16 protein-coding genes are annotated in these 16,386 nt (G+C 36.0%); 4 read left to right on the top strand and 12 right to left on the bottom strand.

Going from position 1 to position 16,386, the window contains the following annotated elements; genetic code table 11:
- The first annotated feature begins 48 nt into the window (after positions 1-48).
- From V6R21_RS02955 to V6R21_RS02940, 4 genes are all read left to right on the top strand, one after another.
- Complete coding sequence (locus tag V6R21_RS02955; RefSeq protein WP_334240735.1) at positions 49-1,098, top strand: sensor histidine kinase; 1,050 nt, start codon at positions 49-51, stop codon at positions 1,096-1,098.
- The gene (locus tag V6R21_RS02950) at positions 1,091-1,864 is read left to right on the top strand and encodes a LytR/AlgR family response regulator transcription factor (protein WP_334240733.1); all 774 of its coding nucleotides are present in this window, start codon (positions 1,091-1,093) and stop codon (positions 1,862-1,864) included. The genes V6R21_RS02955 and V6R21_RS02950 overlap by 8 nt, the downstream gene beginning before the upstream one ends.
- A 402-nt stretch (positions 1,865-2,266) precedes the next feature.
- Positions 2,267-3,973, top strand: coding sequence for a glutamine--tRNA ligase/YqeY domain fusion protein (locus V6R21_RS02945; protein ID WP_334240731.1), 1,707 nt, complete (start codon positions 2,267-2,269; stop codon positions 3,971-3,973).
- Between the two features lie 114 nt (positions 3,974-4,087).
- The gene (locus tag V6R21_RS02940) at positions 4,088-4,807 is read left to right on the top strand and encodes a toxin-antitoxin system YwqK family antitoxin (RefSeq protein WP_334240728.1); all 720 of its coding nucleotides are present in this window, start codon (positions 4,088-4,090) and stop codon (positions 4,805-4,807) included.
- A gap of 114 nt (positions 4,808-4,921) precedes the next feature.
- On the opposite strand, the gene V6R21_RS02935 is transcribed toward V6R21_RS02940, so the two are convergent.
- The 12 genes from V6R21_RS02935 to V6R21_RS02880 form a co-directional block, all read right to left on the bottom strand.
- Positions 4,922-5,470 (bottom strand): hypothetical protein, encoded by a 549-nt coding sequence (locus tag V6R21_RS02935; RefSeq protein WP_334240726.1) that lies wholly within the window; start codon positions 5,468-5,470, stop codon positions 4,922-4,924.
- A gap of 120 nt (positions 5,471-5,590) precedes the next feature.
- Positions 5,591-6,133 carry a hypothetical protein gene (locus V6R21_RS02930; RefSeq protein ID WP_334240724.1) on the bottom strand — a complete coding sequence of 181 codons (543 nt, stop codon included), beginning with the start codon at positions 6,131-6,133 and terminating at the stop codon, positions 5,591-5,593.
- A 16-nt stretch (positions 6,134-6,149) separates the two neighbouring features.
- Positions 6,150-7,256, bottom strand: coding sequence for an IS4 family transposase (locus tag V6R21_RS02925; protein ID WP_334240721.1), 1,107 nt, complete (start codon positions 7,254-7,256; stop codon positions 6,150-6,152).
- 685 nt (positions 7,257-7,941) lie between these two features.
- Complete coding sequence (locus tag V6R21_RS02920) at positions 7,942-8,934, bottom strand: hypothetical protein (protein WP_334240719.1); 993 nt, start codon at positions 8,932-8,934, stop codon at positions 7,942-7,944.
- A gap of 192 nt (positions 8,935-9,126) precedes the next feature.
- Positions 9,127-9,642 carry an O-acetyl-ADP-ribose deacetylase gene (locus V6R21_RS02915; protein ID WP_334240718.1) on the bottom strand — a complete coding sequence of 172 codons (516 nt, stop codon included), beginning with the start codon at positions 9,640-9,642 and terminating at the stop codon, positions 9,127-9,129.
- 49 nt (positions 9,643-9,691) lie between these two features.
- A complete protein-coding gene (locus V6R21_RS02910) occupies positions 9,692-10,219 on the bottom strand; it encodes a GNAT family N-acetyltransferase (protein WP_334240716.1) in 528 nt (175 codons plus the stop codon).
- Positions 10,220-10,789: 570 nt separating this feature from the next.
- Entirely contained in the window at positions 10,790-11,215 is a 426-nt protein-coding gene (locus V6R21_RS02905) for a hypothetical protein (protein WP_334240714.1), read from the bottom strand.
- A 478-nt stretch (positions 11,216-11,693) separates the two neighbouring features.
- A complete protein-coding gene (locus V6R21_RS02900) occupies positions 11,694-12,605 on the bottom strand; it encodes a helix-turn-helix domain-containing protein (protein ID WP_334240713.1) in 912 nt (303 codons plus the stop codon).
- Position 12,606: 1 nt separating this feature from the next.
- Positions 12,607-13,119, bottom strand: coding sequence for a hypothetical protein (locus V6R21_RS02895; RefSeq protein WP_334240711.1), 513 nt, complete (start codon positions 13,117-13,119; stop codon positions 12,607-12,609).
- A 25-nt stretch (positions 13,120-13,144) separates the two neighbouring features.
- Entirely contained in the window at positions 13,145-14,098 is a 954-nt protein-coding gene (locus tag V6R21_RS02890; protein WP_334240709.1) for an SDR family oxidoreductase, read from the bottom strand.
- A 1,066-nt stretch (positions 14,099-15,164) separates the two neighbouring features.
- Positions 15,165-15,674, bottom strand: a complete 510-nt coding sequence (locus V6R21_RS02885; RefSeq protein WP_334240707.1) for a hypothetical protein — start codon at positions 15,672-15,674, stop codon at positions 15,165-15,167.
- Positions 15,675-15,863: 189 nt separating this feature from the next.
- A complete protein-coding gene (locus V6R21_RS02880; protein ID WP_334240705.1) occupies positions 15,864-16,340 on the bottom strand; it encodes a S41 family peptidase in 477 nt (158 codons plus the stop codon).
- Positions 16,341-16,386: the final 46 nt, after the last annotated feature.

The raw sequence follows: 16,386 nt of genomic DNA, 5'->3' as shown, positions 1-16,386 counted from the left end.
TGTGTAACTTTCCAGTACCTTTTTAGTCAACTATTTTAGGATACCATTATGAAGCTGAAGAGAAAATTCAATTATAAGGTACTGATGATCCCGCTGATTTGGCTGCTGCTACTGCCAATTCCGATTGGAATCATGCTGATCTATGGACTTAAGACAGTAGAAGAGGTTCAGTTTTTTCTGATCAATATTGTACCTGAGATATTTCTCTACTTCATCTTTCAGGTAATGGTATTTGACTTTGCTGTTCGGAGCCTGAACCATTACTTGCCTTGGAACAAAAACCTGATATTGAGGTTTTTGGTTGACCTATTAGTTGCAGGTTCATTAGCCGCTATCGCAATCAATGTTTTTCCACTATTTTTTCCGAAAGTACCACCTCCAAATGAGATAAAGTTTCCTTCCCATGACACCAGAATAGCCATGCCTATTGTGATGCATATTCTGATTATGGTAATCGTGGAGCTGATCAATATGTATGAGGAAAAAGTGAATCTGGAAATCTCGATGGAGAAGCTGAAGAAAGAGCAGATCACAACCAAGTACAATGTATTGAAACAGCAGCTGGACCATCATTTTCTATTCAATAGCTTGAGTGTACTCTCTTCCCTGATTTACGAAGATGTCAAAAGGGCAGACCGCTTTATTCAGGAGTTGAGCAAAATATATCGTTATACGTTGAATATTCAGGAGGAGCTGGTGGTATCCGTTCAGCAAGAATTGCAGTTTACGGACTCATATGTGTTCCTGATCTCGATCCGGTTTGAGGAAGGGTTGTTTTTTGAAAAGAATGTATCTGACAAGGTATTGCAAAAGTATATTCCTCCACTATCGTTGCAGTTGCTAATCGAAAATGCAGTCAAGCACAATATCGTCAGTAAAGAAAAACCGATCCATATTCGTGTTTATGAGGAAGGGGATTATCTGGTCGTAACCAATACTTACCAGCCAAGGCTTCTGAAAGATATTGCGTCCAACCATAAGGGGTTGAATAATTTGGAAAAAAAATATGCCTTGATTACTGATAAGGTACCTTCATTCAAGGTTGTCAACAAGGACTTTGTAGCCAAAATACCATTAATTGAAGTAGACAATGATTAGTGTATTGATCGTGGAAGATGAGGCATTATCTGCCAGAAAATTGGAAAAGTTACTACACGAAGTGGAGCCAGACTTCTCGGTAGTGAAAGTTACTGATAGCATTTCCAGTACAGTTGATTTCCTGACCAATGAGGAAGTCGACCTGATCTTTTTGGATATTCATTTGGCAGATGGCAACAGCTTTGAAATCTTTAAGAGGATAGAAGTAGCAACCCCAATCATCTTTACCACTGCTTTTGACCAATATGCCATTGAAGCTTTTCAGCAGAATAGCATTGATTACCTCTTGAAGCCTATAGCTTTACCAGAGCTGGAAAAGAGTATCAAAAAGTACTTTAGGTTCCATTCACCAGTAACAGTGGATAAAAGTGAATCGATAGATTATCAGAAGCTAGGACAGATTGTGCTGAACCAATTGGTGCCTGAGTATAAGGAACGTTTTATGGTATTTGTAAGAGACCAGATCAAGTCCATCAAGGCAGAAGAAATTGCCTATTTCTTTGCAGAAAGCAAGGCGGTGTTTTTTACAACTTTTGGTGGTAAAACCTATGATACAAGCTACACTTTGGACCAGTTGGAAAAGGAATTGAACCCCAAACTGTTTTTTAGGGCAAATAGAAAATACATCATCCAGATGGAAGCCATTAGTGAAGTTGTACAGTACTCGCGAAGTAGGCTAAAAGTGAATACTAAACCTGAAAGCCAAATGGAGATTATTATTCCATTGGAGCGTACAAGTAAATTCAAACAGTGGCTAAATCAATAGGTTGGATATGGAAAATGATTACAAGTCGTATGAAGCAGCATTTGAGAGAGCTTTGAAAAATTATGATAAGCTGAAAAGGGAGGAAAAGGAACTTTCATTTCAGAAAACAAAACGATTGGTACGTAGTCGCCAAAAAAATCAGTATCAAAAGACTAAATAGCAGCCTGCCAAACGTATAGTTGCTCCAGTTGAGTAAAAATGCATCAGAAAATATCGTCTGAAATTGCCTTCCAAAAGAAAAATCTCCATTCTTATAGCTGAAATCTTATGTCTTGGTGCATAAAAGGTATTATATTGCACCGATTGAGCAAAAGCTGGAAAAATTGAAGGAAATAGGGGCTGAGACCCCGATTTCTGCGGCTGAATTGCAAATTTCTAGAAAAGGCAATCTAACAGAAGCATATGAGTCATACAGCATCGGAAAATTCTGGAGAACCGAAAGCGTCTCTGAATTTTATTGAAACAATTATTGAAGAGAATATCAAAAATGGTGTAAACGGTGGTGCAGTACATACGCGTTTCCCACCTGAACCTAACGGTTACCTGCATATCGGGCACGCAAAGTCTATCTGTCTGAACTTTGGTTTGGCAAATAAGTACAATGCCCAATGTAACCTTCGTTTTGACGATACCAACCCATCCAAGGAAGAGCAGGAATATGTAGATGCGATCAAGGAGGATGTACAATGGTTGGGCTTCGAATGGGAAGGAGAACCGAAATATACTTCTGACTACTTCCAGCAACTGTATGATTGGGCTGTTATGCTGATCAAAGATGGTAAGGCATATGTAGACCATCAGTCGGCAGAAGACATTGCTAAGCAAAAAGGTACTCCAACAGAGCCAGGCAAGGAAAGCCCTTACCGTAACCGCCCTGTGGAGGAAAACCTTGAGTGGTTTGAGAAAATGAAAAATGGCGAACTGAAGGCTGGTGAGGCAGTACTTCGTGCCAAGATTGACATGGCTTCACCGAACATGCATTTGCGTGACCCACTGATGTACCGTGTAATCAACAAGACACACCACCGTACTGGTGACACATGGCATATCTACCCAATGTATGATTATGCACACGGCCAGTCAGATTATATCGAAGGAATCACGCATTCTATCTGTACATTGGAGTTTGAGGTACACCGCCCATTGTATGAGTGGTTCCTGAACCAGATTTACAAGGAAGGTACTGTCAAGCCACGTCAGATTGAGTTTGCTCGCCTGAACCTGAGTTACACCGTGATGAGTAAGCGTAAGCTGCTTCAACTGGTAGAGGAGGGTGTTGTAACTGGCTGGGATGACCCACGTATGCCAACTATCTCAGGATTGAGACGCAGAGGATATACACCGGAGTCTATCCGTAACTTTGCCAACAAGATTGGTGTTGCCAGACGTGAGAACGTAATCGATGTGGCATTGCTAGAGCATAGTGTAAGAGACCACCTCAACAAGATTGCACCTCGTGTGATGGCGGTGCTTGACCCTGTGAAACTGGTGATTGACAACTATGAGGGTGAAGAAGAATGGCTGACAGCTGAGAACAATCCTGAAGATGAAAATGCAGGTTCACGTCAGGTTCCATTCTCAAAGGTACTTTACATCGAGCGTGAAGACTTTATGGAAGACGCACCTCGTAAGTTCTTCCGACTGTCACTGGGTAGAGAGGTTCGTTTGAAGAATGCCTACATCATCAAAGGTGAGTCAGTAGTGAAGGATGAGAATGGTAACATTACAGAAATCCACTGTACTTACGACCCAGACAGCCGTTCAGGTAGTGGTACAGAAGCATCTATGCGTAAGGTGAAAGGTACTCTGCACTGGGTATCTGCTAATCATGCAATTGATGCAGAGGTACGTCTGTATGATCGTTTGTTTAACGACGAAGCACCTGACGGACATAAGGACAAGGACTTTAAGGAGTTCCTGAATCCAGATTCATTGCAGGTAATTCCAGCAGCGAAGCTTGAGCCAAGTCTAAAGGATGCAAAACCTATGGAAGGGTTCCAGTTCCAGCGTATGGGTTACTTCTCTGTGGACAAGGACAGTACATCCGAAAAGTTGGTGTTCAATAGAGCTGTAACGCTGAAAGACAGTTGGGCTAAGCAGAATAAGTAGCTTTTTAGGCTTGAGACGTAAGGCTTGAGTATAAAGAAATATAAAAGGGTACTCTCTTAATGGGAGTGCCCTTTTTTTATAAATACGTATCACTGATAGAAAATACTTAAATTTATGATTGTAGGGAATAAACAATTTATGGAAATGCAAATGACTAGATGTATACTAATAATAGTATTGATATTTTTTTCTGCTTGTAAAGAAAGATATAATGAAGTGGTTGTTCAACGGTGGGAGGATGGTTCTGAGAAAATCATTCACACTTTTGATAACCAAATAGATACAACTTCTTATGTAAGAACTTTTTATTATCAAAATGGGAATTTGGGAACGAAAGGAAGGATTAATAATGGACAGAAAGATGGTATTTGGGAATGGTGGTATAGTAATGGGAACAAGAAGGATTTGGCTAATTTTAATTTAGGATTATATGTTAATGAAAGAAAGCATTGGAGAGAGGATGGGTCTCTAAAATTAATTGAAGTTATAGATAATAGCTGCGATGAAAGTATAGAATGTTGTGATGGTAAGTTGCTGTTTTACAATGAACAAAGTATTAAGGTCATGGAATACAATATGAAGGACTGTGAATATGATGGTGTTGGTTATAGCTATTTTTCAGATGGTAAAATAAAAAGGGAGTTTAATTATAGAAAAGGAAAAAAGGAAGGAGTTAATTACGAGTACTATCCTAATGGTAACCTTCGTGTTTCAGGTGAATATCAAAATGATCTTGAACAAGGTAAATGGGTTTATGTAGATAGTTTAGGAAAAGAAGAAGCATATGAGTTTTATGAAAATGGGAAGGTTGTGAAAACAGAGTTGGTTAACTAATGAATTGATAATTTATATGTTAACATATGAGATGTGTTTACTTGAAATACGACTATTTGCCTTGAATGTGGGTAATTAGATTGATAATGTATAATTATCTAGAAAGAGATTGGTTTATTTAAAGTTCTCATAATAAAACCAATCATCTTTCAAATGAATCAATATATCTACATTTAGTGTTTTGCTCAATTCAATTCCATTTTTATTTACTTTAATATTTTCGCTTTTAAGACGAGTTAAACTACCTAATTTATTTGAGTAAGAATAAGACACTAAGGTGTCTTTTTTGTTTATATAGATACTGATTTTTTTCATGTTTATTGGTCCAGATTTATTGAACATGAAATCAAAAAGTTCACGCTCATGCTCTTGAGATATAAATGTAGATACATCTTTAACCCCTTCATTAAGACCTGATAGTGCAATATTGTTCCTTCCCATTCTATGTATATGTAATACATTGCTACTTTGTGGTAAAGTGGCATTTAAAATTATATCCATAGAGTTGTCAAAGTAATTGATATTTTCATTTAAAGACGTTCTATACATATCTATTGCAGCACTTCTATTGTCATTTAAATAACACTCTCGTGTAATAGGTATTGCGATAAGAAATATTATAATAAAAATCCATTTATTGTTGTTTAAATTAATTTTATGCATGATTTGTTAATGTTACCTTATGTTATACTGTTTGCAATAAAATGTATGAATTTACTTTAATGGAATTGATTATCAATCTTATATAATAGCCTATTGTTTGTCATTATGTTATTGCTGTATTTAGTTTTTAGGCTTTTTATTGCCGTTTCTATCATATTGGTTAAGGTGTTTTCTATGAAGACCTATATAATACCTAAGTGCTATAACATGTTTATTAGCTTTATTAAAGTTTTCTTTATAGACTCCAATATTATAACCATAATTGATGTCAATATTCCATAGTCCCAACCCTAACTCAGGTCGTAATTTTATAGCAAAGTCATTTTTCAAATTACTATAACAAAGAGCGGCTAAGCTTGCATTGAAAAAATAGGCATGGACTCTACCCTGAATTTTAGGGGCTAGTATAAGATTGTCAAGATAAGAAAACTCTAATCCGTAATTCATTGTAGTAGATAAAGTTGGGAACCCTCCAGCTTCCCATATGTAGCTTTTATAATAATCAACTTCTCCATACAGATAATGTGAAAAATTGATACCTATCGTTAAACCATGATCAATCCAATCTGAAGAGGTTACTTCTCCATTAAAGGAGGTAGTATCTTGCGTAACAGTTACATTTTGAGCTGATAATAAGTTGCTAACCAATAAAAAAAATGTCACTCTACGGTACACTTTTTTATAACCAACTAAAAACCAGTTTTTCAGATGGTGTTTTGGGACTAATTCCCCTCCAAAACTTCTTCCAAAGTCCTTTGATCTCATTACCTACTTGGCGGGGTCTCGTACAGAAATGTTCCTGCAACAGATCTTTTCCCTTTCTGAAATAGCTGTTCTCCCTGTAACCGTGGTTCTTTACTTTTATGTTTTGTACTTTTTCATGGAAAGCCACGCCAAATAAGTGACAAACAGCAAAGGCCATACACACCACAGCAAAAAGTCTTTCAAGCCGATCCAATTTGGTCAGGTGAGTGGCTTCCAGGTTGAATCCCCGCCCTTTGAGCGACTGGAAGAACACCTCGATGCTCCACCGTTTTCTATAGCTTGACAGCAAGCCTCTTTTCATCAGGTTTGAGACTACGATCAGGTAGTCCTTTCGCCCGTTTTTATCCTTGGTCATCTGCATGGAAAGAGTCAGGTCCATTCCATAGATCGTTGCTCTTCGGTCAGTACAGCGAAAGCCTTCTTTGCTCCATACCTCTCCTGTTTTCTCCACACCATCGATGTTGATTTTGTGGTGTGATGGAATCCGAACGCAGAAGACAATCCCTTGCATGGTCATAAACCGAAGCCACTTTTTGCCGATAAACTCCCGGTCTGCAATCACTTTCCCGATCCGTTCGGGAGGCACAATCTGAAGTACTTCCTTCAGCAAATCAATACGCTCCTGCTGGTGGCTGTTTCCTTTTTTGTCCAGTAGCCGAAAAGCCAGTGGAAAACCCACGCCATGACTGTAGGCCGTCACTGCCAGAATATTCACTGCCTGCTTTCTGGACTGCCAGTTGGTTCGGTCAATGCAGAGGGTGATCTTTCCGGATGGCAGGCAGGAAAACAACCATGCCATCAGGGCCTGATAATTGAACACAGCTCCTGACATAAAGCGTTTGACTTGCTTGGTCCGAGAAGCTTTTTGCGCCTTGGATGGCAAGTTTTTGGCTATCTGATGAAATTGCACATTTTCATCTTCCACCAAGGCCGTAATTAGCTTGGCTAGTACCTGTTTGCTTGGTTTGCCTTTGACGATTTGGAAACCGCAGAGGATTTCAAGTATATTTGCAGTCAACATAAAGGTAAAGGTCTGGCTTGTGGTTTTGGCGAACGGCAAAGTTAGACCTTTGCTTTTTATTGCCCCAATCAGCCACTGAAATGACCTGCAAATATCCTGTAATCCAGTATTATACTCTTAATTCACTTTGTTTTTAAAACTGTACCGTAGAGTGAAAAAATGTAATAAGTAATTAATGTCAAAAAAAGTGTTCTCATATAAATTAAGTACAACGGTTTGCATACGTGTTGTGAATAGTTTCTGCTGGGATATAAGGTGTAGACTTCGTTTTTATCCTCTAGTTATTTTAAGTTGAAATTTGTGAGATTTAGCTTTCATATGCAATATTCTCCATATCAGTTATATCTTCTTTTCCACAAGCAGGTATCCCACATCCAGAGCATGGTTCTGTGTTATGCTTTAATATATTGAATACGAATTTCGTTCCATTCACTTCAAATTCTCGTACTTCCATTATTTTTCTTTAGAGCGCTATAACAGTATGGCTATAACATTTTGAAGAGCCATTATTTAAGTTTGTGACGGGGAATCCAGTTTGTTTGACCGAAGTAGCCCAAGAGATAAAAAATAGCAGTTCCAGAGACAGCAAGAACCAACATATAAAAAAGGAATTTATTCATAAAGTTTTATGTGACACAAATTGCATAAACGAAACCTCACTTTTAATACGAAAGAAGTTTGGCTGTTATCGATTAATTTTCTTTATCAAATCAGCTATATGTATGTTTGAGCTTCCATAGCTTACAACATATACGTCTAAAGGAGTATTTCTAAACTTTTTAAGAGCTATGAATAAAGATTCAGTTATCCAGTCAATTTCATTTCCAAAAGCACCTCCCCCAACAAGAGTCAAATATACTTTATTGCTATAGTTTCTATCTAGGTTAATCAATCCTGCATATAAAGTTGCCTCATAAGTAGCTTCAAGAATCAATCTGGCAAAGCTTTCCCAATAGAATGATTCAATATTTGAATAAGCAACGGGTAATGCTGAACAATATGCTTGTGTAACTATTTGTTTTGATTTACTAATGGTTACCTCTGTATTCCACTGAATTCCTATCTTAAGTTTTTCTTTTAGAAGTTCCCTTTGTTCTTCATGAAAATTATTAATAATTGAATTAATCTTTAAAATGCCTTCTTGATGAATTAAAGCGTATCCATTCTGCATTCGCCACAGACTTAGCTCATTATTGTTTAATTTGTCTCCAATCAATTCTAAACAATCAATTTGATTGTTGGATGATTGACCAATTTGATTGTTTAGTGGTACAAAATAATTTCTGTAAATTGTTCCTGCTCCACAAGCAATTGCACAGGCAGGACCTTGAGTGCGATCCTTTTCATAAATTCCTACTCCTCTTTCTGGGACTATATGCGGAGTAATCATTTCCAATACATTGAATTGAGAAGCAGCTTGAAACAAAGCGTTATTATTTTCCTTTAGACAATGTATTTCTTGTACATCACCTACTATCTCATTGACACTTAAACTACCTGTGTAAACATCCATGTAAGATTGTTCTTTTAGGTCTTTTAAAGTTGGAGTTTCTAAAGTCCCATATTGAAAGGATTTACCATTAACTCTTGAAATAATATTTTGACCTTCTAAGTAAAGTTTACTTCTTACATCCTCTGGGGATACCTCTTCAAATCCTACTAAGTCTTCAAACCACATGGGCTAATTTTTTATCGATAATGTTCAGTGTAATCTCTGTGTGGAGAGGGGACAAAGTATCAAGCGAATAGATAACTGAATAAACTCACTGATTAAACATTGTATAACTTTAAGGGAAAAATCAATTGAAACCATTGCACATCATATCCGTCAAGAAACAAAACGGATTCCTTATTTCATATATGATGTTGGTTACAATTGCTTTATTTTTTTATCATAAAGCCTGTAGTTATCATCTCCAAAACAGACAAAAGTTATTGATTTTATTTCAGGAAAATCTGCTTCTGTAACAGTTTTAATTGCAATATCAGCAGCTTCTTCTAATGGATAACCATAAATTCCAGTACTAATATTTGGAAAAGCAATTGATTTTATTCCATTTTCACTAGCTAATTTCAAGGAGTTGATATAACAGTTTTTTAATTTTTCTGCTTCATTGGAATTTCCTTCATTCCACCTAGGGCCGACAGTATGAATTACAAACTTAGCATTTAAATTACCAGCAGTAGTAATTACGGCTTCACCTACTTTACATCCTCCTTGTCTAGCTCTGATTTTTCTACATTCTTCTAGAATTTGAGGTCCTCCAACTCTATGGATTGCTCCATCAACTCCACCTCCTCCTAAAAGGGAAGTATTAGCTGCGTTAACAATTGCATCAACTTCAATCTTTGTGATGTCACCTTTTATTAATCTTATTTCCATCATATTTGTAATTGCAGCCTACGATTAGCATTAAATGTATTTTTATAAGGTGTTATCTTTTGTTATAAGTGGTCCTATCTAATTTATACCAAATGGCATCTAATATCATTTCATCATAAGGAGCTTGCTTATCATATATCATTCCTACCTTCTCCATGACTCTGATTGAAGCCTTGTTTTCAGGTAAAGCTATAGCTATTATTAAATCAAGATTAAGTATGTTAAAGCCATAATCAATAATGGCTTTGGAGGCTTCAGTTGCGAAGCCCATTCCCCAGTATTTCTTTTTAAGTCTGTACCCAAGGTCCACTTTGTCAAATTCTTGCAAATAAGTCAGTCCTACCCAACCAATGAATTCGCTTGTATCTTTTTGGATTGCAGCCAATCTTCCAAACCCATACTGTCTATAGTTATTTTGTCTTATATCAATTGCCTTTTCTATTTCCTTCATTGATTCAATAACAGGCTCCCCGGTCCATTTTTGAACCTCTGGATCAGAGTGCAACTGAAGCAATTCCTCTTTATCATCAAAAGTAATCTCTCTCAATAATAACCTTTCAGTTTCAATCAAAGTCTTCATTTTATTGCTAATAATAGTATGTTATACCATGTTTTAATGTAGTCTCGTTTTTGTTATGCTTTCGTGATTTTTTCTTTTAAAATAATAGAATCTCATTTCAATACTTAAGATAGCCATACTCGATGTCCATAACCAATATCCAAGTTCTAGAGAATGGATTGTAGCCTTTCTTCCATTTTCAGCAGCAAGTATTTTATTCCAATTTAAAAATGAGAGTGCGATTATAGTTGAAGTGATACTCAGTTTAAGTCCATTTCTTTTGCCCTTGATAAACAATATCATTGATAAAATGTAGCTTGGATTAGCAAGCCAAACTAACCACTCAAGTAGTCCTCCTCCTAGGACTACCGTACTGCCCATAATAAGTAATGAGAATGATGAATGTGTTTTTTGACCATCAAAATCATTTAGACAATAGCATCCTGAGTCAACAAAATGACAAATACTGTCAAACTTAATAGTGCTATTCCAACTCTTAGTTTCTTCTGCATTTTAGATTCTTTTTCTATTTACAGTTTACCTATGAAGAACAACTGCTATCTACAGGGCAAATACGAAGTTTAACTTATGTTAGGATGTTATATTAATTTCAAAGTTAGCCCAAATGATTTTTCGTCGGTGCATTGTAAATCGCAAGAAGTGATTATAAATAGGAGTGACATTAAAGTTTGGCTCCATTGTCAACCACCATGTTTCATTGTCTTCTTTCAAATTTACTGCAGATAGGAAGTACATTTTTTCTATTTCTTCTCGGGTCACTTCAAATTCTGTATTCTTGTACTTTTGGTAAGCTAGATCGTAAAGAGAAGCAACAATCTTTTCATAGTCTGATGCTAATTCTTTGACCAAATCAATCTTTTGACTCAGGTCTTGATTTGTGCTTTGAAGACAAATACTTAGTTCGACTTTGTTGTGTGGACAAATATTTTCTACATCTCCAAACCATTCATTGTCCTTTACATTGAGTTTAATATTTCCAAAAGGTTCAATTTTCATTATTGTAATTCATTTTTATGTCACTTGATGTCTAGCTATCGTTTGTTTGAGTTTGATCCTTCTTAATATAGTATTTATAAACGTTTAAGTCGTTTTAAAACGCTTGTTTAGCAAGGTAAAGTGGGGAAACAGAAATTGAGGCAAGCAGTATGTGTTACCTTTTATACTTCCAATCCTTTAGATCTTTAAGTCTTGGTTGGTCACAAAAAAAGCCAAACCTATCAGTCAGGTCTAGCTTATGATATAAACGTTCTCTTTTTCTTATTGGTCCACTAAATCCAATTGATTTCTATACTCTGTGATTCTAGCATTGGCATTACTGTCCAACAACAAAATAACTACCATCATGGCAATAGTTGTGATGGGCTTGTCAACGAAAACGATTAACAGCGCAGCGGCAACTATAATAAATGGAATGACATTGAAACCGATGGTTTTGTATTCGTCTATTGAGTGGTCAATTTTAATCTTTCCAAGGTTAATTAATTTTATATTTTTCTCTGTACGCTGTAGGGCTGATGCCTTCTTTCTTTTTGAATAATCTCGAAAAATAGGGAGGGTATTCGAAGCCCAATTCGTAAGCTACTTCAGCAATTGTTTTGTTGGGGTTCAATAAAATATTTTTGGCCTCATCAATCAGGTACAATTGCAAATGCTCAGTTGAGGTTTTTCCTGTTTCTTTTTTAAGTGTATCGCTTAGGTAGCGCTGTGAGACGAATAGTTTATCCGCAATTTGCTCAATGCTTGGAATCCCTTTTTCCTGCAATTGTCCCGAATCAAAATAATCTTCTAATTGACGATTGAACTGCTCCAGCAAATCATTTGAAAGTTCCTTTCGGTTTAAAAACTGTCTTTCATAAAAGCGATGTGCATATTTTAAAAGTGTGCTCAGTTGAGAAATGATGATGTCCTTGCTGAATTCATCCTGATTGTTCTGGTATTCGATGTCAATATTTTCTACAATCGATTCGATCTGTTTTTCTTCTTTGGGTGAAAGGTGCAGTGCTTCATTTGCTGAATACGAAAAGAAGCCATATTTCTTGATCTGTTGCGCTAACTCTGTCCCTTTAATAAAATCTTCGTGAAAGTTTATCGAAAAGCCTTTTTGATCAAACACTACGCTGCTATCCCATTGTAGCACTTGCCTTGGAGCGATGAAAAACAAAGCGCCATTGGTGAAATCATATTTTGTTCGTCCATAGTTTAAGTCACCCTTTACAATCTTCTTAAAACTAATAGAATAGCAATCATTGGTAATAGGAGGGGAGCTTTTTTTAGGACAAGGCAAATGACCTTCACCTATTGCCGAAAACACGCTCAACATAGGATGCTCCGGACTTGGAAGCTCTAAATAATCCAGATAAGCTGATAATGTTTTAAAGTGCTGCATTCTATTTTGTCAATTCTTTTTTGGCTTGTAGTAATTGTTTATTGTAATCGTCAATTCGAGCATGTGCCAATCCGTCAATCAGTAAAATAACCGCCAACATAGCAATAGCAGAAATCATACTTGCGCGCCATATAGGTGTGTTCAGGAAGAAAATAACCAAGCTGCAAACCACAATAATGATAGGGATGCTCGTAAATACAATAGTATTATACTCCTTCAACGTGCTTTCTGTACGCTCCAATTCTGATGTAATTAATACCGAAACATCTTTGTTGTATGCGGTTTCAAACTGAGTAATTCGGGCTTTATTTGTAAAAAATAATCCAAAACCTACGATCATTAAAAAAGCTCCAGCTACTAGAAGTGGAATGATATATGCTCTCGCTAAATCAGTTTTTCCGAACTGCCAAAACCCGAAGCTTGCCATAACAAATACAACTCCGATAATGATAAAGAAAGAAGTTGAAACAAGTTCGGATTTCGCCCAATCTGTTGATATTTTTAATATGTCCATGACTAATATTTTAAGGGTTTCTAAATTAGAGATTCCATTGTAAGCCTGTTGTTTTTTCGCTTACTTCCCACAACTTCTTAGCCACAGTCTTATCCTGTGCAAAAGACTCAAGTTTACACTCGCCCACAGGTCCCGTCCATTGCATTCTTCCCGTTGGTCCATAATATGACTTCTGATTCAAGTTTTCATCCGCCTCTGTAGCACACATTACTTCAGGATATGCACCTTTTTCGGCTGATTGTACCAATGGTGTCATAGACATTAATCCAAAAATAATCCGATTCATTAAACCACCATTATTTTTAATCAATGAAGTGGCAGATGCACCAGGGTGACATACATATACTTTTACATTCTTGTTGGCTGCTTTAATTCGGTCTTGTAATTCATATGCAAATAGCATTTGAGCTAGTTTACTATGGCAATACGTATCGTTGGGGTGATAATTCTTATCCCAGTTCATATCATCAAACTGAATGGTTTTAATGCCCATTTTATACCCTTCACTTCCTACGACTACTATACGTCCTTTTGATTCCTCTATTTTCTCGTAAAGTAATCCACACAAAAGAAAATGTCCATAATGATTTACGCCTAGCTGACTTTCAAAACTGTCTTTTGTAAAAGTTTGTTTGGGCACTTGTGCGATGGCGGCATTGCAAATCAAGACGTCAATTTTGGGAATGGTCTTTATTACTTCTGTTGCAGCATTGCGTACGGAGTCAAGCTCTGATAAGTCCATTTTAATAAATGAAACCTTGGCACTTGTACCAAATTCTGCTTTCAAGTCGGCGATGGCTTTGTTCGATTTTTCAATGCTGCGGTTTAGCATCACGACTTCGGCTCCTTTACCTAAAAGTATTCTAGCTGCCTGAAAACCAGCTCCTGCATTTGCACCTGTGATAAGGTAAGTTTTACCGTTTAACTTCTCAATTCTTTCAGGAGTCCACCCTAGTTTACCAAATGTGTTTTTATGCATCTTCCTTTATTGTTTAATGTATATTACAAAGGTCGATGGAATACTGCATAGTGGCCTTATACTCAGTTTCGAAACATGTATACTTTTTGGTCTTCTATCATTAGATATAATGCATCTATTATATGGAGAAGCTTATTTTATTGTAAAATAGTTTTAGGAAATACTGAGGTATTCAATTGGTTTTCAGGTAGTAATAAATCTACTAGATACTGTGCTAGGTGTTGCATTATATTGAATTTTGTAGAGGTTTTACTTTTCCTCAACTTCATTTTCATTCTTTCAAGAAATGATAGTTTTATCTTATCCATGATTTCAAAAGATCTCTCTGAAATTCTTAAAAAGAACGCACTGTCATTCTCAAGTTTATAGTCGTTGAATATGCTAGTACAGTTTACAAGTGTTAATCCTTTTATGATCGACTTTACAATTTGGTTACTTGCGTATCTCTTTATTGATATAGGTTAAAGTTGAATTGATTTATATGTCAGGCACTTGTCAACTACTTCTTCTACCGAAGGAGCATAATTGTTTTACATAGTAAAGGTTTGTTGAGTTAGTGCCTATTTTAATTAGTCCAAATGAAATCAATTGGTTTATTATCAGTAGGATATATGTTGAAGTTTTATTGATTTGAATTTTTGCCATAATCCTATTCATAAGCTATATAATAGCAAACCAAAAAAGAAAATATACTAGCAAGTCAACGAATGGTTCAAGAAAGTATATTTGTAATGACATCGATGTATGCCATCCGTCATTAACATATGCTAACGGAATTACCGACCATTATTATGTTAGGTGTGTTAACTGGCAATGCATAAACTGTCCTTCACTTAGTCCAGAGAACAAATGATAAAATCGTCAATGGTAAAACTAATTTCCAACTTAGATTATTCATTGTCCAAAAAAATAACGTTCAACGATAAGCACTAATCTTTTCTCTCTCACATAGCCACGCCTTGATATAAAATTATTATTTATGATTGACTGTCTGGTTATTAGAGTGTTGTCATGATTTTCTATAATACATTCATCAGAGTATTTATTAGCACAAGTTTTAAGCCTTTTACATTTTTAGTTGCTTCATTGTTAGCCAAAATATGACTAAACATGCCAATGTTAAAGTTATTAATAATACTGGTTCAGAATAGATATAGTTCCATTGTTCAAAAAGGGTCATATCTCTTCGCTGAGTGTTTACTATTATAGTTGATGAATAATTCCGTTTACTATAAAGTTCAGCAATCAAGAACGTTATGGATACCAAAGTTGGTAAAACAAGTGAGTATAGTCCGATTTTTAAACCTATTTTGTTGAACTGTAACAACCCAATTCCTCCACTTGTTACAGTTAGCCAAAATAGGAATTCGATGGCTACCTCCCAAAAAGGGCGACCATATCCAAAAGTTCCTGGTTCGAGTCCAAAGGTTTGATTGTAGTTTATTAGATGAAAACCTGTCTTATAGACGTAATATCCACCAATCATGACTTGAGTTACTCCAAATAATCTTATTATGGCCTTCATTATACTGGTAACAAATTTCTTTACTCTGAAGATATATGCTCTAACTAGCATGTTTAAATGATATGATGGTCCTCTAATCGTTACCTTATAATACCCTTGAGGTTAACTCTACAACTTGAAAAAAATAACTGCCAGTAAAAACTATCTTCATTTGACCTGATTTAAAGTCTTGTGACTTTATGATTATTAGTAGTTAGGTTTGAGTTTAGGTTCAACTCAAACCATTGTTCTACGTATATTTTATTCCACATTTTTAAAAATCAGTTTGATTCCTTTTTCAAGGGTTTCATCATTTTCAGTCGTGGTTTGAGTAACATAATTTGTCGGTATATATTTTTCTCTAGGCGTTCCATTTATATGGAAAAGTTTAGCTGTCGAAAGTCGATACCCAAAACGTTGGTTTTTAAATGAAAACCCACTCATTTCTCCTGCTAACCTTTCCATTTCTGAACCAACAATTTGAGCTCTTTCCATTCCTTCAAAACCAATTGCAAGTCCTTCCCCCATACTTCCAGTCCATCTTCCGACTAAAATTACCACTGGTTTTTTATATTGTTCTTTTCTTGGACTTACATACTCAACCCAACTTCTTTCAACCATAGGATTCTCATTATATTTTTCGATTGTCCAATGTTTTTGATAGGGTTTTGACTCATTGATAAATCGTCCCATAATTCCACGAGCAACATAAGAATTTCCACCATCGACTGTAGACATTATCACGATTAACAAAAAGTTGTGAATTAGGAACAAAAGAAGGCGA

Source organism: Limibacter armeniacum (genome assembly GCF_036880985.1).
GTDB classification, from domain to species: Bacteria; Bacteroidota; Bacteroidia; order Cytophagales; family Flammeovirgaceae; genus Limibacter; species Limibacter armeniacum.
This window is presented reverse-complemented; position numbering and strand designations above follow the sequence as displayed.